Annotated in this window: 21 protein-coding genes; 7 read left to right on the top strand and 14 right to left on the bottom strand. The window is 67.9% G+C overall.

The features are described from left to right. Positions 1-70: 70 nt before the first annotated feature. The 8 genes from ABIE65_RS15115 to ABIE65_RS15080 all read right to left on the bottom strand — a co-directional run bounded on the left by ABIE65_RS15115 (position 71) and on the right by ABIE65_RS15080 (position 9,625). On the bottom strand, positions 71-619 hold the full coding sequence (locus tag ABIE65_RS15115) for a GNAT family N-acetyltransferase (protein WP_354078748.1): 549 nt from the start codon (positions 617-619) through the stop codon (positions 71-73). Positions 620-654: 35 nt separating this feature from the next. Further along, positions 655-2,139 (bottom strand): IMP dehydrogenase, encoded by a 1,485-nt coding sequence (guaB, locus tag ABIE65_RS15110; RefSeq protein ID WP_354078747.1) that lies wholly within the window; start codon positions 2,137-2,139, stop codon positions 655-657. A gap of 79 nt (positions 2,140-2,218) precedes the next feature. Next, positions 2,219-3,292, bottom strand: a complete 1,074-nt coding sequence (locus tag ABIE65_RS15105; RefSeq protein WP_354078746.1) for an ABC transporter ATP-binding protein — start codon at positions 3,290-3,292, stop codon at positions 2,219-2,221. Continuing rightward, positions 3,289-4,272, bottom strand: coding sequence for an ABC transporter ATP-binding protein (locus tag ABIE65_RS15100; RefSeq protein ID WP_354078745.1), 984 nt, complete (start codon positions 4,270-4,272; stop codon positions 3,289-3,291). Before ABIE65_RS15100 ends, ABIE65_RS15105 begins: the two co-directional genes overlap by 4 nt. A 53-nt stretch (positions 4,273-4,325) precedes the next feature. Beyond that, positions 4,326-5,279 (bottom strand): ABC transporter permease, encoded by a 954-nt coding sequence (locus tag ABIE65_RS15095; RefSeq protein WP_354078744.1) that lies wholly within the window; start codon positions 5,277-5,279, stop codon positions 4,326-4,328. Continuing rightward, a complete protein-coding gene (locus ABIE65_RS15090; RefSeq protein WP_354078743.1) occupies positions 5,276-6,253 on the bottom strand; it encodes an ABC transporter permease in 978 nt (325 codons plus the stop codon). The genes ABIE65_RS15095 and ABIE65_RS15090 overlap by 4 nt, the downstream gene beginning before the upstream one ends. An 82-nt stretch (positions 6,254-6,335) precedes the next feature. Next, on the bottom strand, positions 6,336-7,856 hold the full coding sequence (locus ABIE65_RS15085) for an ABC transporter substrate-binding protein (protein ID WP_354078742.1): 1,521 nt from the start codon (positions 7,854-7,856) through the stop codon (positions 6,336-6,338). A 227-nt stretch (positions 7,857-8,083) separates the two neighbouring features. Beyond that, positions 8,084-9,625, bottom strand: a complete 1,542-nt coding sequence (locus ABIE65_RS15080) for a M81 family metallopeptidase (RefSeq protein ID WP_354078741.1) — start codon at positions 9,623-9,625, stop codon at positions 8,084-8,086. 83 nt (positions 9,626-9,708) lie between these two features. Between ABIE65_RS15080 and argE the strand changes: the two genes are divergently transcribed. Together argE and hpxZ are read left to right on the top strand one after the other, a co-directional pair. Then, complete coding sequence (argE, locus tag ABIE65_RS15075; RefSeq protein WP_354078740.1) at positions 9,709-10,887, top strand: acetylornithine deacetylase; 1,179 nt, start codon at positions 9,709-9,711, stop codon at positions 10,885-10,887. Next, positions 10,884-11,282 carry an oxalurate catabolism protein HpxZ gene (gene hpxZ / locus ABIE65_RS15070; protein WP_354078739.1) on the top strand — a complete coding sequence of 133 codons (399 nt, stop codon included), beginning with the start codon at positions 10,884-10,886 and terminating at the stop codon, positions 11,280-11,282. The genes argE and hpxZ overlap by 4 nt, the downstream gene beginning before the upstream one ends. Before the next feature lie 12 nt (positions 11,283-11,294). On the opposite strand, the gene ABIE65_RS15065 is transcribed toward hpxZ, so the two are convergent. Beyond that, positions 11,295-12,380, bottom strand: a complete 1,086-nt coding sequence (locus tag ABIE65_RS15065) for a CDP-alcohol phosphatidyltransferase family protein (protein ID WP_354078738.1) — start codon at positions 12,378-12,380, stop codon at positions 11,295-11,297. 217 nt (positions 12,381-12,597) lie between these two features. Between ABIE65_RS15065 and ABIE65_RS15060 the strand changes: the two genes are divergently transcribed. Both ABIE65_RS15060 and ABIE65_RS15055 read left to right on the top strand, forming a co-directional pair. After that, positions 12,598-13,290, top strand: a complete 693-nt coding sequence (locus ABIE65_RS15060) for a DUF1045 domain-containing protein (RefSeq protein ID WP_354078737.1) — start codon at positions 12,598-12,600, stop codon at positions 13,288-13,290. A 63-nt stretch (positions 13,291-13,353) separates the two neighbouring features. Then, positions 13,354-13,692, top strand: a complete 339-nt coding sequence (locus ABIE65_RS15055; protein WP_354078736.1) for a PilZ domain-containing protein — start codon at positions 13,354-13,356, stop codon at positions 13,690-13,692. Here ABIE65_RS15055 and phnN read toward each other — a convergent pair. From phnN to phnC, 5 genes are all read right to left on the bottom strand, one after another. Then, entirely contained in the window at positions 13,689-14,234 is a 546-nt protein-coding gene (gene phnN, locus ABIE65_RS15050; protein WP_354078735.1) for a phosphonate metabolism protein/1,5-bisphosphokinase (PRPP-forming) PhnN, read from the bottom strand. The genes ABIE65_RS15055 and phnN overlap by 4 nt on opposite strands. Before the next feature lie 27 nt (positions 14,235-14,261). Beyond that, positions 14,262-15,089: a phosphonate ABC transporter, permease protein PhnE gene (gene phnE / locus ABIE65_RS15045; RefSeq protein WP_354078733.1), complete on the bottom strand. Its 828-nt coding sequence runs from the start codon at positions 15,087-15,089 to the stop codon at positions 14,262-14,264. Beyond that, positions 15,086-15,901, bottom strand: coding sequence for a phosphonate ABC transporter, permease protein PhnE (gene phnE / locus ABIE65_RS15040; protein WP_354078884.1), 816 nt, complete (start codon positions 15,899-15,901; stop codon positions 15,086-15,088). The genes phnE (ABIE65_RS15045) and phnE (ABIE65_RS15040) overlap by 4 nt, the downstream gene beginning before the upstream one ends. 95 nt (positions 15,902-15,996) lie before the next feature. Next, complete coding sequence (phnD, locus tag ABIE65_RS15035; protein ID WP_354078732.1) at positions 15,997-16,911, bottom strand: phosphonate ABC transporter substrate-binding protein; 915 nt, start codon at positions 16,909-16,911, stop codon at positions 15,997-15,999. Between the two features lie 17 nt (positions 16,912-16,928). Next, positions 16,929-17,726, bottom strand: a complete 798-nt coding sequence (gene phnC, locus ABIE65_RS15030; protein WP_354078730.1) for a phosphonate ABC transporter ATP-binding protein — start codon at positions 17,724-17,726, stop codon at positions 16,929-16,931. 111 nt (positions 17,727-17,837) lie between these two features. Between phnC and ABIE65_RS15025 the strand changes: the two genes are divergently transcribed. The 3 genes from ABIE65_RS15025 (at position 17,838) to ABIE65_RS15015 (ending at position 21,136) form a co-directional block, all read left to right on the top strand. Continuing rightward, entirely contained in the window at positions 17,838-18,299 is a 462-nt protein-coding gene (locus ABIE65_RS15025) for a type II 3-dehydroquinate dehydratase (protein WP_354078729.1), read from the top strand. A 30-nt stretch (positions 18,300-18,329) separates the two neighbouring features. Continuing rightward, entirely contained in the window at positions 18,330-19,871 is a 1,542-nt protein-coding gene (locus ABIE65_RS15020) for a bifunctional aminoglycoside phosphotransferase/ATP-binding protein (protein WP_354078728.1), read from the top strand. 107 nt (positions 19,872-19,978) lie between these two features. Further along, the gene (locus ABIE65_RS15015) at positions 19,979-21,136 is read left to right on the top strand and encodes an MlaE family lipid ABC transporter permease subunit (protein WP_354078882.1); all 1,158 of its coding nucleotides are present in this window, start codon (positions 19,979-19,981) and stop codon (positions 21,134-21,136) included. The last annotated feature ends 3 nt before the right edge of the window (positions 21,137-21,139 follow it).

The raw sequence follows: 21,139 nt of genomic DNA, 5'->3' as shown, positions 1-21,139 counted from the left end.
GGGAGAGGGAGGAAACGGATCGCGGCCGCGCCGGACGGGGTCCGGGGCGGCCGATGCGGAATGTCGAAGATCATGCGAAGCGGTCCAGCCCGTACCAGCCGTAGGCGCGTTCGGCGATCGCGGTGCCCCATTCGCGGCTGTGGCGCTGGGCGATCAGGGTGCCGCCCATCGCCTCGTAGAAGAAGCGCGCCGGATTTCCGTCCAGCACCCAGATCGCCGCCGCCTTGTGCCCGTCGCGCGACAGGCGCGCGAACATGGCGTGCAGCAGCCGCTGCCCGACACCCTGTCCGCGCGCGGCGTCGCCGACATAGAGGGTGTACACCTCGCCGTCGTGGGCCGCCATCCGGCGGGTCTGTTCCGGGCCGCAACTGCCGAAGCCGACCACGCCGCCGTCGCTCGCCTCGGCGACGAAGACCGAACCCATCGGCCGGCGCGCATCGCCGAGGTAGCGGCGCCACATCGCCCCCTGACGCTCCGGGGTCATCCGCAGGAGGACGTGATCCGGGACGAGGCCGGGATAGGTCGACCGCCAGCTTTCCGACTGGACGCGTCCGATGGCGCCGGCATCGGCCAGTTCGGCCGGTCTCACCGTCACGATGCCGGACCCGGCCGATGTCATCCGCCCATGCTCCCGGTACGTCCCTTCAGCGTCGGCTAGAGGCCGCCTCCGACATTGTAGTTCGGCGCTTCGCGCGTGACAGTGACATCGTGGACATGACTCTCGCGCAGGCCGGCGTTGGTGATGCGCAGGAAGCTGCAGTTGGTCTGCATGTCCGCGATCGTGCCGTTGCCGGTATAGCCCATGGCCGCCCTGAGGCCGCCGATCAGCTGATGCACGACGCCGTGGGCGGAGCCCTTGTAGGGGACCTGACCCTCGATGCCCTCGGGCACGAGCTTCAGCGTGTCCGCCACTTCCTGCTGGAAGTAGCGGTCGGCCGAGCCGCGCGCCATGGCGCCCACCGATCCCATGCCGCGATAGGCCTTGTAGGAGCGGCCCTGGTAGAGGAAGACCTCGCCCGGGCTCTCGTCGGTGCCGGCCAGCAGCGAACCGATCATGGCGCAGTCGGCACCGGCCGCGATCGCCTTGGCCAGGTCGCCCGAGGACTTGATGCCGCCGTCCGCGATGGCCGGCACGCCGTGGCGCCGGCATTCCTCGACGACTTCCATGATCGCCGTCAACTGCGGCACGCCGACGCCCGCCACGACGCGGGTAGTGCAGATCGAGCCGGGGCCGATGCCCACCTTCACGGCGTCCGCGCCGGCGTCGATCAGCGCGCGCGCGCCCTCGGCGGTGGCAATGTTGCCGGCGACGATCTGGGTGGAGTTCGACAGGCGCCGGATGGCGTGCACCGTGCCGAGCACGCCTTCGGAATGGCCGTGCGCCGTGTCGACGATGACCACGTCGACCTCGGCGTCGAACAGGGCCTCGGCCCGTTCTATACCTTGCGGTCCGACGCCCGTGGCCGCAGCCACACGCAGCCGTCCCTTTTCATCCTTCGCCGCGTCGGGATGGCGGGCCGCCTTCTCCATGTCCTTGACGGTGACCAAGCCGATGCAGCGATAGTCCTCGTCGACCACCACCAGCTTCTCGATGCGGTGCTGGTGCAGGATCCGCCGCGCCTCGTCGTGTGCCACGCCCTCGCGCACCGTGACGACGCGCTGCGTCATCAGTTCGGCCACGGGCTGCTTCGGGTCGTTGGCGAAGCGGACGTCGCGGTTGGTCAGGATGCCGACGAGCTTGCGCGTCTCCGGCTCGACCACCGGGATGCCGGAGATGCCGTACTGCTGCATGATCTGCAGCGCGTCGGCGAGCGGCGCGTTCGGGTGGATCGTCACGGGATTGACGACCATGCCCGATTCGAACTTCTTCACGCGCCGGACTTCGTCGGCCTGGCGTGCGGTGTCCATGTTCTTGTGGATGACGCCCAGGCCGCCGGCCTGGGCCATGGCGATGGCGAGGCGGCTTTCCGTGACGGTATCCATGGCGGCGGAGATCAGCGGGATCCCCAACTCGATGCCGCGCGTCAGACGCGTGCGCGTCGATGCCTGCGCCGGCAGCACCGCGGAGCGTCCGGGGCGCAACAGCACATCGTCGAAGGTCAGGGCGAGGGGGATGCGGTCCGGGTCGAAGGCGTTCATGCCAACCCCAATAATGGTTGGCGGCCCCTATTACACGAACCGCCGGGTAAAGTGAAGCGGTCGCGTCTCTCTGGCACCCTCAGCCGTCGTTCAGGTGGCAGGCGGAGATGCGGCCGGGGGCGACCTCGCGCAGTGCCGGCTGTTCCGTGCGGCACCGGTCCACCGCGAAGGGGCAGCGCGGATGGAAGTGACAGCCCGGCGGCGGGGACAGAGGCGAGGGTATCTCCCCCTTCACGGGCTCAAAGGTCCGCCGGCGTGAATCGAGTCGCGGCACCTCGCGCAGCAGGGCCTGCGTATAGGGGTGGTTGGGGGCGGCGAACAGTTCCTCCGTCGCCGCCATCTCCACCACGCGGCCGAGATACATGATGGCGACACGGTCGGAGAGGTGTTCGACGACGCCGAGGTCGTGGCTGATGAACAGGTAGGTCAGGCCGAGTTCGCTGCGCAGGTCCATGAAGAGGTTCAGGACCTGTGCCTGGATCGAGACGTCCAGGGCGGCGACCGCCTCGTCGCAGACCAGGAAGTCGGGCTTGACCGCGAGGGCGCGCGCGATGCCGATCCGCTGGCGCTGCCCGCCGGAGAACTGGTGGGGGTAACGGCGCTTGAAGCTGGGGTCGAGGCCGACCCGCAGCATCACCTCCTCGACATAGGCGTCGAGCCCCTGCGCCGACACCAGGCCGTGATGACGCGGTGCCTCGCCGATGATCTCGGCGACGCGCATGCGCGGATTGAGCGACGCGTAGGGGTCCTGGAAGATCATCTGGATCTTGAGGGCGGCGTCGCGGGCGTCCTTGCCCTTGAGAGCGGAGACGTCCCGGCCGCGGAAGGCGACGGTCCCCTCGCTCTGCGGCAGGATGCCGGCGATGATGCGCCCGAGCGTCGACTTGCCGCAGCCGGACTCGCCGACGAGGCCGACGACCTCGCCCTCGGCGATCGTGAGATCGACCTTGTCGACGGCACGGACGACCTGCTCCTGCACGTTGGCGCCCAGCAGGTTCGCCGCCTTCTCGGCGAGATCGAGCGTCTTGACGAAGCGCTTGCTGACCCCCCGCAACTCGACGAGCGTCCGTGCAGTGCTGGTCTTGCCGGCGTTGGCGATCTCGCTCGCGGTGGACGGCTGTGCCGTCGACGATGGCTGCGCGATGGTGTTCATGCCGCGCCCTCCAGGTGCGGATGGAAGCAGCGGATCTCGCGGTTGAGCAGGGGCGAGGTAAGATCCGGCTCGACCTCGCAGACCTTGTCGGCGCGGGGGCAGCGCGTGCGGAAGGCGCAGCCGGCGGGCAGGTTCAGCAGCGACGGAGTCATGCCCGGGATCTGTCGCAGCGGCTGGCCGCGGTTGTTCTGGCTCGGCACCGAGCCGATCAGGCCGTGCGTATAGGGGTGCAGCGGCCGGTCGAGAACCTCGTCGACGGTACCGGACTCGACCACGCGGCCCGCATACATCACGCAGACCTTGTCGGCGAGGCCGGCGACCACGGACAGATCGTGCGTGATCCAGATGAGGGCGGTGCGCGTCTCGCGTGCGAGCTTCTGCACCTCGTAGAGGATCTGGCCCTGGATCGTGACGTCGAGCGCGGTCGTCGGCTCGTCCGCGACGATCAGGTCGGGCTTGTTGATCAGCGCGATCGCGATCGAGACGCGCTGGCGCATGCCGCCGGAGAACTGGTGCGGGTAGGCATGGAGGCGCTCCTCCGGCGAGGCGATGCCGACCTGGCCGAGCGCGTCGCGCGCCCGCGCCAGCGCGTCGGCGCGGCTGACCTTCTCGTGCGCCTGGATGGCCTCGACCATCTGGGTGTCGATGCGCAGGACGGGGTTCAGCGTCATCATCGGGTCCTGGAAGATCATCGCGATCTTCTTGCCGCGCAGGTTGCGCATCCGGTCGTCGCCGTAACCGGCGATGTCCTCGCCGTTGAACAGGATGCGTCCGCCGACGATGCGGCCCGGCTCGTCCACCAGGCCCAGGATCGAGAAGCCGGTGACGGTCTTGCCGGAGCCGGATTCGCCGACGAGGCCGAGGATCTCGCCTCGGTTCACCGAGAAGGAGACGTCGTCGACCGCCTTCACGACGCCGGCCTTGGTGAAGAAGTGCGTCCTGAGATTCTCGACGACGAGGGCAGGGGTGTCTTGCGGCACGCGCGTTCCCGTTGCTGCGAGTGTCGTGGCGGGGGGACTTGCGACGGCGGCGGTCATCGCTGGAGGCGCGGGTTCAGCACGTCCCTGAGGCGATCGCCGACGAGATTGATGACGACGATGGTGATCAGCAGGGCCACGCCGGGGAACACGCTGATCCAGTATTTGCCGCTGAGCACGTACTTGAAACCGTTCGAGATGAGCAGGCCGAGCGACGGTTCGGTGATCGGCAGGCCGAGACCGAGGAAGGAGAGCGTCGCCTCGAGCGATATCGCATGCGCCACCTGTACCGTCGCGACGACGATCAGCGGCGGCAGCACGTTCGGAAGCATGTGCCGGAACAGGATGCGCCGCGTCGGCAGGGCGAGGCAGTGCGCCGCCTCCATATACTCCTTGCGGCGCTCGACCAGCGAACTCGCCCGCACGGTGCGCGCGTAATAGGCCCACTGCACGACGACGAGGGCGATGACGATCTTGTCGACGCCGGTGCCCAGCACGGCGAGCAGGATCAGCGCCACCAGGATGGCGGGAAACGAGAGCTGCAGGTCGACGACCCGCATGATCACCGTGTCCACCTTGCCGCCGAAATAGGCCGCGATCATGCCGACCGTCAGGCCGATAAAGACGGCGATCATGCCGCTCGTCACGCCGACGCCCAGGCTGATGCGCAGGCCGTAGAGGATGGCACTGACCATGTCGCGGCCCTGATCGTCGGTGCCGAGCCAGAAGGTCCAGCCGTCCATGCTCTCGCTGCCGGGCTCCAGGCGCCCGTCGAGGATGGATATCTGCCCGAGGTCGTACGGGTTCTGCGGCGCGATCCAAGGCGCGAAGACGGCGCAGAGAACGACGAGGATCAGGACGACCAGTGCGCCCACGGCGACCTTGCTCTCGGCGAACTCGCTGAGGAAGCGACGCAGTGGCGTCTGAACGGGAGCAGCCCGGGCACCTACCGCCGGCGCTTCTGCCATGGTCACCGCTGCCGCGGCTTTCGGATTGGCGGGCGGGCTCATTGCTTCACATCCTGCAGGCGCACGCGCGGATCCAGCACGGAATAGAGGACGTCGACGATCAGATTGATCACGACGAAGATGCAGACGATCAGCATCAGATAGGCCACGACGATCGGCCGGTCCGACACGTTGATCGAATCGATCAGCAGCTTGCCCATGCCGGGCCAGGCGAAGATCGTTTCGGTGACGACCGAGAAGGCGATCAGCGAGCCGAGCTCGAGGCCGAGAATCGTCACGATCGGGATCATGATGTTCTTGAGGATGTGCACCAGCACGATCCGCGACGACGAGAGCCCCTTGGCCCTGGCGAAGCGCACATAGTCCTGGAGCGCCGCCTCCCGCGTTCCGGCGCGGGCGACGCGGATGACGAGCGAGATGTTCACCAGCGCGAGGTTCAGTGCCGGCAGGAACAGGTGCTGGAGCCCGTCCCAGGTGAGGAAGCTGACCTGCATCCCCATCAGCTCGACCGTCTCGCCGCGCCCCGTCGACGGCAGCCAGCCCAGTTCCACCGCGAAGATCATGATCAGCATGATGCCGACCCAGAAGGAGGGCAGGCTGAAACCGAAGATCGATCCCGCCATGATCGTCTTGCTGACCCGGCTGTCGGGCCGCAGTCCGGCATACACGCCGAGCGGGATGCCCAGGACGATCGACAGGAAGAGCGACCCGAAGGCCAGTTCCATGGTCGCGGGAATGCGGTGCGCGATCAGTTCGAGCGCCGGCTGCCCGAAGACGAAGGAGTCCCCGAGATTGCCCTGCAGCGCGTTGCCCAGGAAGACGAAGTACTGCTCGTAGAGCGGCCGGTCGAGGCCGAGCGCGCGCACCGCACGCTCATACTCCTCCTGGGTGAAATCGGGATTGATCAGGATATCGATGGGATTGCTGACGACGCTGATCCCGATGAAGACGATCACCGACATCACGAAGATCACCAATGCCGCCTGCATCAGGCGTCGGATGATGAAGACGGTCATTGTCTTCCGGTCGTACCCGTTTCCTTGACGACGGCGGGAGAGACCGAGGCCTCTCCCGCGACGCAGTTGGTTGGAGCCAGTGCTACTGGTGGACTTCCATGGCGACCGTCCGCTCGTCGGTACGCGGCGTGTACTTCCACGGCTTCCGTCCCGCCCAGGTGTTCACCTGATAGTGCAGCGGGATGATGCCCTGGTCCTTGCCGATCGCCTGGTCGGTCGCCGCGGCGAGCAACTCCGCCCGCTTGGCGTCGTCGACCGTGGCGAGGGCCTCGCCAAGGAGCTTGTCCGTCTCCGGGCTCGAATACCGCCCACGATTCGAGGCGCCCATGCCCGCATCACGGTTGTAGGTCGCGAGCAGCGACTTGAGTGGCGACGAGGCTTCGCCCGTGCCGGATCCCCAGCCGACCAGCACGAGGCTGAACTCGGGGGTCTTGTCGGGTCCGCCGCTCGACGCGCGACTGAAGAAGACGCTGGGCGGAAGCGTCTCGACCTTCGTCTCGATGCCGACCCGGGTCAGCATCTGCGCCACCGCCTGGGCGATCTCCGCGTCGTTGATGTAGCGGCCGTTCGGCCCGTGGATCGTCAGGCCGAAGCCGTTCGGATAGCCGGCGTCGGCGAGGAGCTGCTTGGCGCCTTTGACGTCGTACTTCTCCGCCTTCAGGTTCGGGCTGACGCCGAAGAATGTATCGGGCAGCAGCTGTCCCGCCGGGATCGCCACGCCTTCCATGACGCGCTCGACGATCGCTTCGCGATTGATCGCCTTCGAGATCGCCTTGCGCACCCGCACGTCGAGCAGCGGGTTCTTGTCGGTGCCGGTGACGAAGGGGGACTTCTCGCGGAACTGGTCCAGATGCAGGTAGATGATCCGGTTCGAGACGCCCTGCGACAGGTTGATGTTGGCGTCCTTCTTCAGACGCTCGATGTCGGCCGTCGGCACCTGGTCGATGAAGTCCACATCGCCGGCCAGCAGCGCAGCCACGCGCGTCGGGTCGGACTTGATGGGCTTGATCGTGACCTTGTCGAACTTCGCCTTCTCGCCCCAATAGTCGGGGTTGCGCTCGAGGATGATGCGGTCGCCCGGCACCCACTCGATGAACTTGTAGGGTCCGGTACCGACCGCTGCCTTGCCAGAATTGAAGTCGCCGGTGCTGGCGCCCTCCGCGGCCTTCTTCGAGACGATGTAGATGCCCGAGAGGTCGTTCGCCATCAGCGGGTACGGCTTCTCCGTCGAGAAGCGGACGGTGTAGTCGTCCACCTTCTCCACCTTCTTGCCCTTGACGTAGAGCCCGAAGGAGGACGGGCTGTTCGGCACGTTCGGTGCGCGTTCAAAGGTGAACATCACGTCGTCGGCCGTGAACGGCGAGCCGTCGTGCCACTTCACGTCCCGGCGGAGCTTGAACTCCCAGACGGTGTCGCTGATCGGCTTCCAGCTCTCGGCGAGGCCCGGGATCAGGCGCTGGTTCTCGTCCATCGCGACCAGGGGGTCGAAGATGTGGGCGGAGAAGGCGTTGTTCGGTCCGAGATTGTGATAGTGCGGATCGATCGAACTGGGTTCGAGCGCCAAGCCCATGCGGATCTCGGCGGCCGTCGCAACGGTGGTCATCGCCCCGATCCCGCCGAGCAGAGCGAGTGCGGCGACCGCACTACGAAGATATCGCGCCTTAAGCTTCATCATCCCCTCGCTTCAGTCTCCGTTATCGGTTCGACGCGCGCCGAAGCGCCACGCTGCAACCGAAACCCCGCCCGACTTTGAACGAAGGCTCGCTGCCATGCAAGGAATGCGGGCAAGGCATGCGCTGTGCGCAGGTTTTGAGCGGCGTGGCGACGGCGTCAGGCGGTCCAGGCGGTATCCTCGTCGAGCGGGTAGACGGGGCGCGGCAGCCCCTGGAACGGGAACCGCGCGAGCACCGGGGAGGTGAGCCCGGCGGCGTCCACCTCGAAGATCCGCTCGGGCGGGAAGAACTCGTCGAACCCGGCGCGGAAGTGACCGCGCGACTTGACGACGACCGTCCGGAACGCACCGATGTCGAGCCCGAACGCTTCGAAATAGGCCGGATCGGCGGCCTGGATCCGACGGCTGACGACCACCATGGTGAGGCCGCCGATCCTGACGGCGGCGGATGTCCCGAGGTTGATCGTCCGGCCGCGGGCGATGCCGCGACGGCCGACGATCCTGCCGTCGGAGACGGCGAGCACGTGGAGGCGGACCGGCAGCGCACGTCCGTGGTCGTCGGCGTTCTGCTCGTTGAGGACGGCATCGAAGCTCGATCCGACACCCCGGGCAACACACGCGGCGGCGATCTCGGGATCGACGAAGAGACCCAGCAGCACCCCCTGCACGTCCGCCGCGAGCAGCGCTTCCAGTATGTCCGTCGTGTTGCCGCGCCCGCCGCCGCCGGGATTGTCGGCGACGTCGGCGAGGCAGATGGCCGGCGCCGATGCGTCTGCCGCGGCGGCGCGAGCCCGGTCGACGGCTTCGATCAGCGGCATCAGCGCGACCTTGAAACGCGCGCGCTCGGCCCAGGCGCGGCGGGCGAGCCGTTGCGCCGCCGCTGCGGCCGCCGCACCGTCGCCGGTGCCGTAGGCCAGGATGGCGAGGCCGTTCTCAGGCGTGTCGCTCCAGGCGAAGCCACCGACGACCGAGATCAGCGGCACGTCGGGGCCGGTGAGGGCGATGCCCTCCGCCACGAGGTCGGCATAGGGGCCGGCCGCGGTGAGCAGGCGGACGCTCGGTGCGACGATCGGCATCCGGACGAAGGTGCGCGTGAAGCGCTCGCCCGTGATGAACCTGCGGAGGAGCGTCGCCGCCTCGGCGGCACAGGCGCGCTGGTCGACATGCGGGTTCGTCCGGTAGGCCACGATGGCCTCGACGCTCTCCGCCATGCGCTCGCTGATGTTCGCGTGCAGGTCCACCGTGGCAACCACGGGAACCTCCGGTCCCACGACCTCGCGGACCATCGCATACAGCGCGCCATCCGGGTCGGTGCCGGCCGTGGAGGTCATCGCGCCGTGGTTCGTGACGTAGACGCCGTCGAGCGGCAGTGCCGTTTCCAGCATCTCCCGCATGCGGGCGAGCGTCTCCTGGACGAAGCCGTCGTCGGCCGGGCCGCCCGGCTCCACCGCCGTCACGAGAATCGGCAGCGCAGTCCACGGCCCGGCGGCGTTCATCGCCGCGATGAATCCGGGAATTTCGGCCGGCATCGCGGGGGCGGGCTTCGCCGCCTCGTCCAGCATCGACTGCCCCTCAAGATAGCACGAGTCTCGGAAATCGGCGCCCGTGGTCACCGGCGCGAACCGGTTCGCCTCGAGGTGGATGCCGAGGATCGCGATCCTGGGCGCGTCTCCGGCCTGCGGCGCTGGTGTGGACGGCATGTGATTCGGGTCTCCGGACTGGTGACAGGTCGTGCCGCGGGCGATAGTAGAAGCACAGCCCCGCATGCGAGAAAGAGAGTCTGATGGTCGATGCCGGTGCCGAACGTCTCGATGTTCGCGGAATGCTCGAGAAGCTGGTCTCCTACGATACGACGAGCCGAAATTCGAACCTGGAATTGATCGGGTTCGTCGAGGACTATCTTTCGTCGCACGGGATATCGAGCCGCCGCGTCTACGACGCCGAGAAGCGGAAGGCCAATCTCTATGCGACGGTGGGGCCGGATGACCGCGGCGGCATCATGCTGTCGGGACACGTCGACGTGGTACCGGTCGACGGGCAGGCATGGACGACCGATCCGTTCACGCTGACCGAGAAGGACGACAAGCTCTACGCACGCGGCGCCTGCGACATGAAGGGCTTCGTCGCGCTCATGCTGGTCTACGCCGTCGAAGCGAAGCGGCGCGGCCTCGCGACGCCGCTTCACCTGGCGATCTCCTATGACGAGGAGGTCGGCTGCGTCGGCGTGCGCGGGCTCATCGACATGCTGAACGACCTGCCGGTGAAGCCTCTCATGTGCATCGTCGGCGAACCGACCGGCATGCAGCCGACGGTCGCGCACAAGGGCAAGCGCAGCTTCCGCGGGCACGTCCGCGGCAAGGAGTGCCATTCCAGCCTGGCGCCGCAGGGGGTGAATGCGGTCGAGTATGCCGCCCAGATGGTGGCCTATATCCGCGGCGTCGCGAAACGCCTCCGCAGGGAGGGACCGTTCGACGACAAGTACGACGTGGTGCACACCACGGCGCATGTGGGCGTCATGCACGGCGGCACCGCGCTCAACATCGTGCCGAAGGACTGCTCCTTCGACTTCGAGTTCCGCCACCTGCCGGAGCAGGATCCCGATGCCCTGTTCGACGAGGTGCGCCGCTTCGCGGACGAGACGCTCGGGCCGGAGATGCGGGCGACCGATCCCGACGCCGGCTTCTCATGGGAGGAGATCTCGTCGATTCCGGCGCTGGCGATCGAACCGGACGCGGAGGTGGTGACGCTGGTGAAACAGCTCGCCGAGCGCAACGACCACGGCAAGGTCGCCTTCGGCACCGAAGCGGGGCTGTTTCAGACCCGCGGCGGCATTCCGACAGTGGTCTGCGGGCCCGGCCACATCGACCAGGCACACAAGCCCGACGAATTCATCAGCCTGGAGCAGCTGAGGAAAGGCGAGGTTTTCATGGAACGACTGCTCGACCGGGTCTGCGCCCGATGACCGACATGCCGATCAACCTGCCGGACGTCGTCGCGGAGGTCCGGGCGGCCTTCGATCGCTACGAGGCCGCACTCATGGGCAACGACCCGGACGTGCTGATCGAGAGCTTCTGGGACAATCCGCTGACGCTGCGCTACGGCATCGCCGAGAATCTCTACGGGATCGACGAGATCGCCGGCTACCGCAAGCAGCGCGCCGCCGGCGGCGGCTGGCACGGCCGAAAGCTGACCCGCACGGTGATCACCACCTACGGGCGCGACTTCGCCACGGCCAACACCGAGTATGTCCGCGATGCCACCGGCAGGATCGGCCGCCAGAGCCAGACCTGGATGCGCACACCCGACGGCTGGCGGGTCGTGGCGGCGCACGTCTCGTTGCTGGCGGAATCGGACTGAGCAGGTGCGCCTTCAGGCGCCCTCGATCAGCCAGGAGCGGATCTCGCCGCCGCGCAGGCGGATGAAGGCGGCCTGCGCCAGCCGGATCGTGTGGAAGGCGATCGAGATCGCCGTCCATAGCGCGACGAGCAGGAAGGCGATGCCCGGCTCGCCGACGAGGGCGCCGATCGTCAGGATCGCGAGGTTCGGGTTGCGCCGCGCCGTGATCGTGCGGAAGGCGAAGTCGATCGGGCGCCAGATGAACGTCTCGATCTTGAACCAGGCGAGGAAGACGCCCTCGAGCAGACGGCCGATCACGTAGCCGGCGATGATGATCCAGAGGGCGAGGTCGGTGCCAGGCGGCGTGTCGCCGACGGCGTAGAGGCCGATCCACCAGGCCCACCACCAGAAGGGCGGGTGGATCATGTCGATGCCGTGATCGAACACCTCGCCCCATTTCGACGACGTCAGGGTGACGCGCGCCAGCTTGCCGTCGACCGTATCGAGGAAGGTCATGAAGAAGCCGACGATGCAGCCGATCAGGAAATGGCCCTGGGCGAAGAGCAGCATCGTCACGAACACCAGCACGAGGCTGAACAGCGTGACGGCATTCGGCGTGATCCCGGCCTGGGCGCACCAGCGCGTCACGTGGCGCGCCGGCCAGGGCCAGAGATATTTGGTGACGAAGTCGGTGGCGCCCTTGTAGGACGCGCCGAAGGTCAGGCGCTCCAGCGCGTCGGTCGGCTCCGTCTCGAAGGACGCAACGTAGGGTGCCGCCTTCTTGCGTAGCGTGATGTTCCAGGTCGAGCCGAGTTCCTCGGGGGTGAGGGGGCGCAACCCCTCCGGCACGGCAGCGGCTCCGGCTGCGAGCTCACCGTCGGCGACGAGGCGTGCGGCGGCGGCGGCGCAACCCGCCGGTGCGTGCGCTCCGACCACTTGTCGTGCCGACCCGTAGGTGCCGAGCACGAGCAGGGCGCCGGGGGTCGCGATCAGCGCCTGGATCAGGCGTTCTTCGATCAGATACTCGGCGCGGACGAAGATCGCCCCGTCGTCCGACTGGGCGGCCACGTCTGGGGCCGCGGCTTCGTTCACACCCGACCGGGCGAACGCGCGTCGCATGCGGTCTTCCGCGGTCATCCCCCACAGGCGCTTGCCGCATGTTCCAAGGATCGCGAAGGTTCTGCTGCCGTCGGTCATGTTGCCAGCCTGCGGTGATCGGATGAGGGGTGGATACCGCACCGACCCCGGAAAGGGAAATGCAGCGATCCCGGTGAAGGTTGTTCCGCCGGCGCCGGCGGGCTATCTGGCGCGCGCGAACGCAGGAGGACAGTCCGATATGCCGGCACGCTACGCGGTCTACTACGCGCCAGATCCGGGCAGTGCGCTCGACCGCTTCGGCGAGGCGTGGCTCGGCCGTTCCGCCCGCACCGGAGCGTCCGTCCCGCAGATATCCGTCCCGGATATCGAGCCGGATCGGCTGCGCGAACTGACGGCGGAGCCCCGGCGCTATGGTTTCCACGGCACGCTGAAGCCGCCGTTTCACCTGGGCGAGGCATCCGACGTCGCCGCCCTCGGCGAAGCGGCAGCGGCGTTCGCCGCGTCCCGAGTGCCCTTCCTGCTGCCGCCGCTGCGCCTGGCGGCGCTCGGCCGGTTCCTGGCGCTGGTGCCGTCGGCGCCGTCCCCGGAACTGGCCGCGCTCGCCGCGGATGCGGTGCGCGCGCTGGACGGGTTTCGGGCGCCGCCGTCACAGGCGGAACTGGCGCGGCGCCGCCGGGGCGGGCTGACAGCGCGGCAGGAGGAGCTGCTGGCGCAGTGGGGCTATCCTTACGTGATGGACGCGTTCCGGTTCCATCTCACGCTCACCGGCCCCCTGGAGCCGGCGGACCGGGATCGCCTGGCGGCGGTGCTGGAGCCGCTGACCACCGACCTCTGCCGCGATCCGGTGCGGGTCGACTCGGTCTGTCTGTTTGAGGAACCCCAGCCGGGCGAGCCGTTCGTGGTCGCGGCACATCTTCCGTTCGCCAAGTAACGCGGCGTAAACACATTTTGCCATAAGGTTTAATCAATACGGAGCAACCGCGAGCGCACGCCGATGAACCCGACACAAGACGCGTCCCACGGTCGACGCCGCTACGAGCGCAAGCATGTCCTTCTGGCGGGCCGCCTGCTGCGCGGCGAGGACACGGTCCCTTGCCTCGTCACGGACATCTCGGCGAACGGTGCCCGGATCATGCTGGATCGCTGCCCAGGCGGGGACAGGTTCGGCGCCCTGCACATCGACCGGTTCGGACTCTTCACGGGCGAGGTGCGCTGGTCCGGCGACGGCAGCGCCGGCATCCGGTTCCTCGATCGGCCGAAGACGGTCGCGGCCGCGGTCGCCGCGGTGCTGCCGTTCACCGGCATGGGAGAGGCGCTGACCGACGCCGCCTAGGCGATCGCCTCTTCGCTCAGGATCGCGACGAACTGCTTCTGCGCCGTTTCGAGAAGGCCGTCGTTCACGACGGTCACGTCGGGGGTGACCTGAACCTCGCGCAGGACCCGTCCGGCGATGTCGCGCTCGGCCTCGCGGCCGCGCTCGCGCAGCCGCGCGGCGCGCACCTCGGGCGAGGCGGTGACGGCCACGACGATGCAGCGGAAGCGCCGGCGGGCATGCTCGACGACGCTCCGCGAGACGTTGCAGACGACGTGCCGGCCGGCACCCAGCAGTCCGTCGATCCCGGCGTCGATCCCGTAGTGCAGGCCGTGTGCCTGCCAGTAAAAAGCCAACTCCCCCCGGTCGCGCATCGCCGCGAAGTCTTCATGTGAGACCGCCCGATGGTCCTCGCCGCCCGCATCCGCAGGGCGGGTGATGATCCGTTTCGGAAAGACGTGCGTCGCCGCCAGCATCTCCTGTGCCTTGGACAGCAGGGCATCCTTGCCGGCTCCGCTGGGCCCGACGACGAGATAGAGGGTGCCGGGACGTTCAGTGGACATGCGGCGTTCTCGGGGGACCGGCGTTTCTCAGGGGCGGATGAAGCGCATGCGGAGCTGGCCCGAGAGCCAGTCGATGCACGCGACGGTAACAAGGATCATCAGGATGATGAAAGAGGCCTCGTCCCAGTTGTTGACGCGGATTCGATCGGCGAGCTGCAGGCCGATGCCTCCCGCACCGACGACCCCGAGGATTGTCGCGGACCGCGTGTTCGATTCGAAGTAGTAGAGCGTCGTCGACAGCATCACGGGCAGAACCTGCGGCAGCATCCCGAAGCGTATGCGCTGCGCACGGTCGGCGCCGGCCGCCTCGACCCCCTCCACCTGTCGCCGGTTGACGGTCTCGATGGCCTCGGAGAACAGCTTGGCGAGGGAGCCGGTATCCGATACCGCGATGGCGAGGATGCCCGCAAACGGGCCGAGACCGACCGCGCTGACGAAGACCAGGGCCCAGATCAGCTGATCAACGCCCCGGATCCCATCCAGGAACCGCCGGATGCCGAAATGCAGGAGCCAGTTCGGCACGATGTTCCGGGCGGCGAGGAAGCCGAGTGGGATGGCTGCCAGTGCCGCGAGCAAGGTGCCAAGAAACGCCATGGCGAGCGTCTCGGCGAGGGCCCAGCCGAACTCGCCGAGCCAGCCGTTGTGGGCCGGCGGCAGCATGAAGCCCAGCACCCAGCCGAGCTTGCCGGCACCCTCGATCAGCCGCGACAAGTCGAAGAAGCCGGTGCGCCAGAGGCAGAAGATCGTGAGCGCGACGAAGAGGCTCCAGCCGGCCGCATGGACGGTGCGTCCCGCGGCCGGTTTAGCGAACGCGTCGGGGCACAGGCGGGCAGCCGCCTCTACGTCGCGCGTCATGCGGCACCCGCACGCGTGAAGTTCTGGCGGATCCGTTCGCACGTCAAGTCGATGATGCAGACCAGCAGGATGATCAGCAGCACGATGGCGCTGATGTCCTGGTAGACGAACTGCCGGATCACGAACATCAGTTCCTGCCCGATCCCGCCGGCACCGACGAAGCCGATGACGGTTGCCGAGCGGACGTTGATCTCGAAGCGAAGCAGGGTGTAGCTGGCGAAGTTCGGCAGTACCTGCGGGACGATCGCGTACCGCATGCCCTGAAACCAGTTGGCGCCCGCCGCCAGCGTCCCGTCGAGGGGGCGGAGGTCGGCGTTCTCGTTGACCTCGGAGAAGAGCTTGCCCAGCGCCCCGGTGGTGTGGATCGCGATCGCCATCACCCCTGCGAGCGGCCCCAGGCCGAAGGCGAACACGAAAATCATGGCATAGACGAGTTCGGGTACGGATCGTGCGATCTCCAGCACACGGCGTGTAACGAAGCAGAGCGTCCGGTTCGGAGACAGGTTCCGCGCGGCGGCGAAACTCAGCAGGAAAGCGGCCGCCGTTCCCATGACCGTCGCGAGGAAGCCGATCACGATGGTGTCGAGGAGCAGCAGCAGCCATCGGTCCAGCGCCCAGAACCAGTCCGCCAGGTCCGCCCCGAGGGTTCCGAAGCGAAGCGACGGCACAGTGGCGGCGATGTAGCCGAGCGCGCCGGGGATACCGGTGGCGAGGTTGGTGAGGTTCACCTCGCCGACCCAGCTCGAAACCACGACGGCGAGAAGAAAAGCAGCCACGAAAAGGCCGCTTCTCCTCCGGCGTGCGCGTACCATTCCGCTACGGGCCCGTTCGAACGTCGCGACCGGGTCGAGGGCGAGCGTCATCGTCTGCAAATGCTGTTCAGGAACGGCCTGACGCTCCGTCGAACTCAGCTCGACCGGCGCTGGCGCAGATTCTCGCGGATCATGCGGACGATCGGGTCGTACTCTTCATGGTTCGTCTGCTTGAAGCCGGCGGCCTTTCCGTCGGTCAGCGCCAGCCAGGCGTCCTTGCCCTCGGTGGGCATGTCGAGGAGCACCTTGGTGACGTCGCGGCGCATCTCCTCGGGCAGCCAGGTCGGCATCGCCCAGGGGCTGGCGGGCAGGAGCGGGGAGGTCCAGATCGTCCGCGTCGATCCTGCGGGAATCATGCCCTTGCCTTCCATGCGGCTGACATTGCCGATCGAGGTGCGCGCCCAGGTGGCGGCGGCGTCGACCGAGCCGTTCACGAGTGCCATGACGCTGTTCTCGTGGCTGCCCGAGAAGGTCGTCGACCCGAAGAACGTCGTCGGGTCGATGCCGGCCTCCCGCATGAAGTAGGACGGCGCCTGGAAGCCGGACGTCGAGTTCGGGTCGGCGAAAGCGAAGGTCTTGCCCTTCAGATCGTCCATCGTCTTGAACGGACTGTCGTTCTTGACCACGACGACCGAGTAGTAGCCGAAGTCACCGGCCGGATCGAGTTCGCCGACCAGCGGTTCGACCTGGCCTTCGGTGACGATCCAGGCCTGGGCATAGGCCGCCGGTCCGAAGCGCGCGATCTCGACCTTCTTCGCCTTCACACCTTCGATGATGCCGGCATAGTCGGTGGCCGAACGCCAGTTGATCCGGACGCCGAGCTTCTTCTCGAAATACTCCATCACCGGCTTGTAGCGGACCACGCGGTCAGCTTCGTTCTCCGAGGTGATCACGCCCAGCGTGACCTCGGGATACTGCTTGCGCCAGTCGGCTGCGGCGGTGCCGGCGAAGGCGGCAGCGGCGAACGCGGCCGTCGCGGTCAGCAGAAGGGCTCGCCTGGTCGGCTGCATCTGATCTCTCCTGAATTTCAAGCGTAGGCTGGGACCGCCCCGGCAGCCGGAGCGAACATGGGTTCGGTGTGACGCTCGTCGACTTCGGCACCATAGATCTCGCGGACCGCCGCGCCGCTCAGCTGGCCGGGCAGGCCGTCGAAGACGATGCGACCGTGCGCCATGCCGACGATCCGGTCGCAGAAGGCGCGCGCCGTCTCCACCTGATGCAGGTTGCAGACGACGGTCAGCCCGTCTTCGCGGTTGATCCTGCGCAGCGCTTCCATGACGAGCTGAGCGTTGGCGGGATCGAGTGAGGCGATGGGCTCGTCGGCGAGGAGCACGCGGGGTTCCTGCACGAGGGCGCGCGCGATGGCGACGCGCTGCTGCTGCCCGCCGGACAGTGTCTCGGCGCGCTGCAGCGCCTGCTCTGCGAGTCCGAGGCGATGCAGCGCCAGAATGGCGCGCGCCCGCTCTTCCGCCGTGAACAGCTTGAACAGCGTCGGCAGTGTCCCGCGGTGGCTCAGGCGCCCGACCAGCACGTTCGTCAGCACGTCGAGCCGGTCCACGAGGTTGAACTGTTGGAAGATCATCGCGCAGGTGCTGCGCCAGGCACGCAGTTCGCGTCCGCGCACCGCCGTCGTCTCGGTCCCGTCGAACAGAATATTCCCCGAACTCGGATCGTGCAGGCGATTGACGAGACGAAGGAGGGTCGACTTGCCGGCGCCGGAGCGACCGATGATCGCCAGCATCTGTCCGGCTGGCACGGTCAGGGAGACGCCGTCGACTGCGGTCACGCGGCCGAAGCGCTTTGTGACCTGTCGCAGTTCCAGCATCCGGTTGCCTCCATGCCATTTGGGCTGCGCGGACCCTAGGCGACGCGGGTGACCGTTTCGCGACCGTCCTGTAAAGCTTGCGTTGCGCGCGCGTGACGGAGGTGGGGCGGAATGGCAGATGCGGTTTCGATCCTGCTGGTGCAGGGCGCCAACATGAACTGGCTCGGCCGCCGGCAGCCCGAGCTCTACGGGACCATGACGGCCACCGAGCTGGATGCGATGCTGCTGACCGCGGCGGCGGCGCGCGGCTGTCGGCTGGATATCTTCTACACGAACATCGAAGGCGTGGCCGTCGACCGGATCTATGCCGCGGCGGAGGCGGGCTGCCACGGCCTGCTGATGAACCCCGCGGGGTTCCTGCTCGGCGGGCATGCACTGGCGGACTGCCTGCGGGCCGTGCGGCTGCCGTATGTGGAAGTGCACATGACCAATATCGAACGGCGCGGCCGGACCTCGGTCATGGCGGAAACGGCCGACGGAATGATCGCCGGACTGGGCCCGTACGCCTACATCCTCGGCCTGGACGGGCTGATGCGTGTGATCGCCGGCAGAATGCGCGAGACCGAGGTTTAAGGCGGCAGCGCGCACCTCTATCTGAAGCGGATGCCATTCAGCGATGATCGACAGCAGGCGGTGACGGCGTTCCTCGGCGATCCGGCCACATGGGGCGGGGCTGCCGTCGAGCGCCATGAGACGCACGGTGCGATCGTCTTCCTCGCCGGCGACCGCGCCTGCAAGATGAAGCGCGCCGTGCGCTTCCCCTACATGGACTATTCCACCCTGAAACGTCGGGAAGAGGCGTGCCGGCGGGAGCTGGAGCTGAACCGGCGCACCGCGCCGCAACTCTACCTGTCGGTCGAACCCGTCGTCCGGCTGGCGAGCGGCGCGCTGCAGTTGGGCGGCGCCGGCGAAGCGATCGAATGGGTAGTGATGATGCGGCGGTTCCCCCAGGAGGGGCTGCTCGACGTCGTCGCCACGCGCGGCCAGATGACCCGGGAGCTGGTCGTGGATCTCGCGGACGAGGTGGCCCGATTCCATGCCGGGGCCGAGCGGGTCGACCCTGCGGCGCCCTGGGGGCGTTCAACGTCCGTCATCGAGATGCTGCGGGAGAACCTCGCGGCCTTAGAGGATGCGCCGGACCTGTTTCCCCCGCCCGAAGCGGCGGCGCTCAGGGAGGCGACCCGGGGTGCGTCCGAGCGCGTCGCGCCACTGCTGGATGCCCGGCGCGCCGCGGGGAAGGTGAGGCGCTGCCACGGCGATCTCCATCTCGGCAATGTGTGCCTGGTCGACGGCGTCCCCACCCTGTTCGACGCGATCGAGTTCAACGAGAGTTTCGCCTGGATCGACGTCCTCTACGACGTCGCCTTTCTCCTCATGGACCTGGAGCACCGCGATCTGCGTGCGATGTCGAACGCCTTCTTCAATCGCTACGTGGTCGCCGCCGACGAAATTGCCGGCCTCGCGTGCCTGCCGCTCTTCCTGTCCGCGCGGGCAATGGTACGGGCGAAGGTGGCGGTGAGCACCGCGCAGGCGGTTCCGGCCCGGCGGGATGTGCTGCGGGCCGAGGCGCGAGCCTATTTCGATGCGGCCCTGCGCTATCTCGCGCCACAGACGCCGACCCTGGTCGCGGTCGGCGGGCTCTCCGGTACCGGCAAATCCACCCTCGCGGCGCGCCTGGCGCCGCTGCTGGACCCGGCACCGGGCGCGGTTCATCTGCGCAGCGACGTCCTGCGCAAGCGGCAGTTCGGCGTCGCCGAGACGGACCGTCTGCCGCAGAGCGCCTACACCGCCGACGCCAGCCGGCGCGTGTTCGAGACGATGTTCGAGATGGCGGAGGCCGCGCTGTCGGCCGGCCACAGCGTCGTGGCGGACGCGGTCTTCGGCGATCGGTGGCAGCGCGAGGGCCTCGCCGATATCGCCGCCCGGACGGGTGCGCGATGGCGTCCGATCTGGCTGGAGGCGGAAACAGAAATGCTGGTGTCACGTGTCGCCGCGCGGGTGGGCGACGCTTCGGATGCGACGCCCGCGGTGGTCCGCCTTCAGGCCGCGAACCTGACCGCGCCGGAAAACTGGCCGCATCTGTCGAGCGGCGGCGGCTCGGACGGCGTCGTCGCGGCGGCCCGGCAGTTGCTGGGGGACCTCTGATCGTGCATCGGTCACACGCTCCGGCGGTCGCGGTGGCCGGCGCTGGGGGGGTCGTGCTATCTCCGCACGGGTACCGCAGCGACCGGCTGCGGGGATAGACGGGCTTGATGGTGCGGGACGGCGAGCAGGCGGGAACGATCGAACCGGGCAGTGTCGCCGCGCGGCGGGACGGCGACGTGCTGATGCTCGCCCTCTCGGGCGACTGGAGCACCGAAGCCCTGGCCGACGCGTCGGCGGCCCTGGACCGGATCGATCCCGAGGGTGCGCGATCCGTCGTCGTCGACCTGCAGGGCGTCAAATCGCTCGATACGAACGGCGCGCTTTTCCTGCTGCACAAGCGGCAGGCGTTCGAGGCGGGGGGCGGGCAGGTCGAGATCGAGGTCGCGGACCCCCATTATCGCACGCTGTTCGAGGCCGCCGCGCGCAGCCCCGACGTTCGAACCGAGCCGCCCCGGCGGCCGAACGCGCTGATCGGCCTGCTCGCCCGGACGGGCCGGCATGCGGTCGGGTTCGCGGCGACCGGCCGCGACCTCCTCAGCTTCCTCGGCGCCGTCACCGTCGCGCTGTTGGGCGCGGTGCTGCGGCCGTGGCGGATCCGCTGGAAGGCCCTCATCGCGCAGATGGAGCATACCGGGCTCCACGCCGTGCCAATCGTCGGTCTGCTGAGCTTTCTGATCGGCATCGTGCTCGCCTATCAGAGCTCCGACCAGCTCGCGCGCTTCGGCGCGCAGATCTACACGGTGAACATCGTCGCGGTCGGGATCTTGCGCGAGATGGGCGTGCTGATTACCGCGATCATCGTCGCCGGCCGGTCGGGCAGCGCCTTCACCGCGCAGATCGGCACGATGAAGGTGAACCAGGAGATCGACGCCCTCGATACCCTCGGCATGAGCCCGGTGGACGTGCTGGTGGTGCCGCGCGTGCTCGGGCTGATCCTCGTGATGCCGTTGCTGACCTTCTACGCGAACATCATGGGCATCCTGGGCGGCGCGGTGATGTCGATGATGGCGCTCGACATCGGCTTCGCCCAGTTCCTGACCCAGCTGCAGGGTGCGGTGGACGCCAGCGCCTTGTTCGTCGGCCTCGTCAAGGCGCCGCTCTTCGCTGGAATTATCGGCGTCGTCGGGTGTTTCGAGGGCATGCAGGTATCGCAGAGCGCGGAATCGGTCGGCCAGCGCACGACGCGCTCCGTGGTCGAATCGATCTTCCTGGTCATCGTCGTGGACGCGATGCTGTCGATCCTCTTCTCGGTGATCGGCGTATGAGCG

This window comes from Constrictibacter sp. MBR-5 (assembly GCF_040549485.1).
Classification (GTDB): Bacteria; Pseudomonadota; Alphaproteobacteria; order JAJUGE01; family JAJUGE01; genus Constrictibacter.
The sequence above is the reverse complement of the archived record's forward strand: the minus strand, read 5'-3'. Positions and strand labels throughout refer to the sequence as shown.

What these genes read in the sequence shown, in the direction of transcription:
- guaB (WP_354078747.1), bottom strand. Translation starts at nt 2,139, where the DNA reads ATGAACGCCTTCGACCCGGACCGCATCCCCCTCGCCCTGACCTTCGAC.
- ABIE65_RS15060 (WP_354078737.1), top strand. Translation starts at nt 12,598, where the DNA reads ATGCCGGCACGCTACGCGGTCTACTACGCGCCAGATCCGGGCAGTGCG.
- ABIE65_RS15095 (WP_354078744.1), bottom strand. Translation starts at nt 5,279, where the DNA reads ATGAGCCCGCCCGCCAATCCGAAAGCCGCGGCAGCGGTGACCATGGCA.
- phnC (WP_354078730.1), bottom strand. Translation starts at nt 17,726, where the DNA reads ATGCTGGAACTGCGACAGGTCACAAAGCGCTTCGGCCGCGTGACCGCA.
- ABIE65_RS15105 (WP_354078746.1), bottom strand. Translation starts at nt 3,292, where the DNA reads ATGAACACCATCGCGCAGCCATCGTCGACGGCACAGCCGTCCACCGCG.
- ABIE65_RS15085 (WP_354078742.1), bottom strand. Translation starts at nt 7,856, where the DNA reads ATGACCACCGTTGCGACGGCCGCCGAGATCCGCATGGGCTTGGCGCTC.
- argE (WP_354078740.1), top strand. Translation starts at nt 9,709, where the DNA reads ATGGTCGATGCCGGTGCCGAACGTCTCGATGTTCGCGGAATGCTCGAG.
- ABIE65_RS15020 (WP_354078728.1), top strand. Translation starts at nt 18,330, where the DNA reads ATGCCATTCAGCGATGATCGACAGCAGGCGGTGACGGCGTTCCTCGGC.
- ABIE65_RS15090 (WP_354078743.1), bottom strand. Translation starts at nt 6,253, where the DNA reads ATGACCGTCTTCATCATCCGACGCCTGATGCAGGCGGCATTGGTGATC.
- ABIE65_RS15115 (WP_354078748.1), bottom strand. Translation starts at nt 619, where the DNA reads ATGACATCGGCCGGGTCCGGCATCGTGACGGTGAGACCGGCCGAACTG.
- hpxZ (WP_354078739.1), top strand. Translation starts at nt 10,884, where the DNA reads ATGACCGACATGCCGATCAACCTGCCGGACGTCGTCGCGGAGGTCCGG.
- ABIE65_RS15055 (WP_354078736.1), top strand. Translation starts at nt 13,354, where the DNA reads ATGAACCCGACACAAGACGCGTCCCACGGTCGACGCCGCTACGAGCGC.
- ABIE65_RS15025 (WP_354078729.1), top strand. Translation starts at nt 17,838, where the DNA reads ATGGCAGATGCGGTTTCGATCCTGCTGGTGCAGGGCGCCAACATGAAC.
- phnE (WP_354078884.1), bottom strand. Translation starts at nt 15,901, where the DNA reads ATGGTACGCGCACGCCGGAGGAGAAGCGGCCTTTTCGTGGCTGCTTTT.
- phnN (WP_354078735.1), bottom strand. Translation starts at nt 14,234, where the DNA reads ATGTCCACTGAACGTCCCGGCACCCTCTATCTCGTCGTCGGGCCCAGC.
- phnE (WP_354078733.1), bottom strand. Translation starts at nt 15,089, where the DNA reads ATGACGCGCGACGTAGAGGCGGCTGCCCGCCTGTGCCCCGACGCGTTC.
- phnD (WP_354078732.1), bottom strand. Translation starts at nt 16,911, where the DNA reads ATGCAGCCGACCAGGCGAGCCCTTCTGCTGACCGCGACGGCCGCGTTC.
- ABIE65_RS15080 (WP_354078741.1), bottom strand. Translation starts at nt 9,625, where the DNA reads ATGCCGTCCACACCAGCGCCGCAGGCCGGAGACGCGCCCAGGATCGCG.
- ABIE65_RS15015 (WP_354078882.1), top strand. Translation starts at nt 19,979, where the DNA reads ATGGTGCGGGACGGCGAGCAGGCGGGAACGATCGAACCGGGCAGTGTC.
- ABIE65_RS15065 (WP_354078738.1), bottom strand. Translation starts at nt 12,380, where the DNA reads ATGCGACGCGCGTTCGCCCGGTCGGGTGTGAACGAAGCCGCGGCCCCA.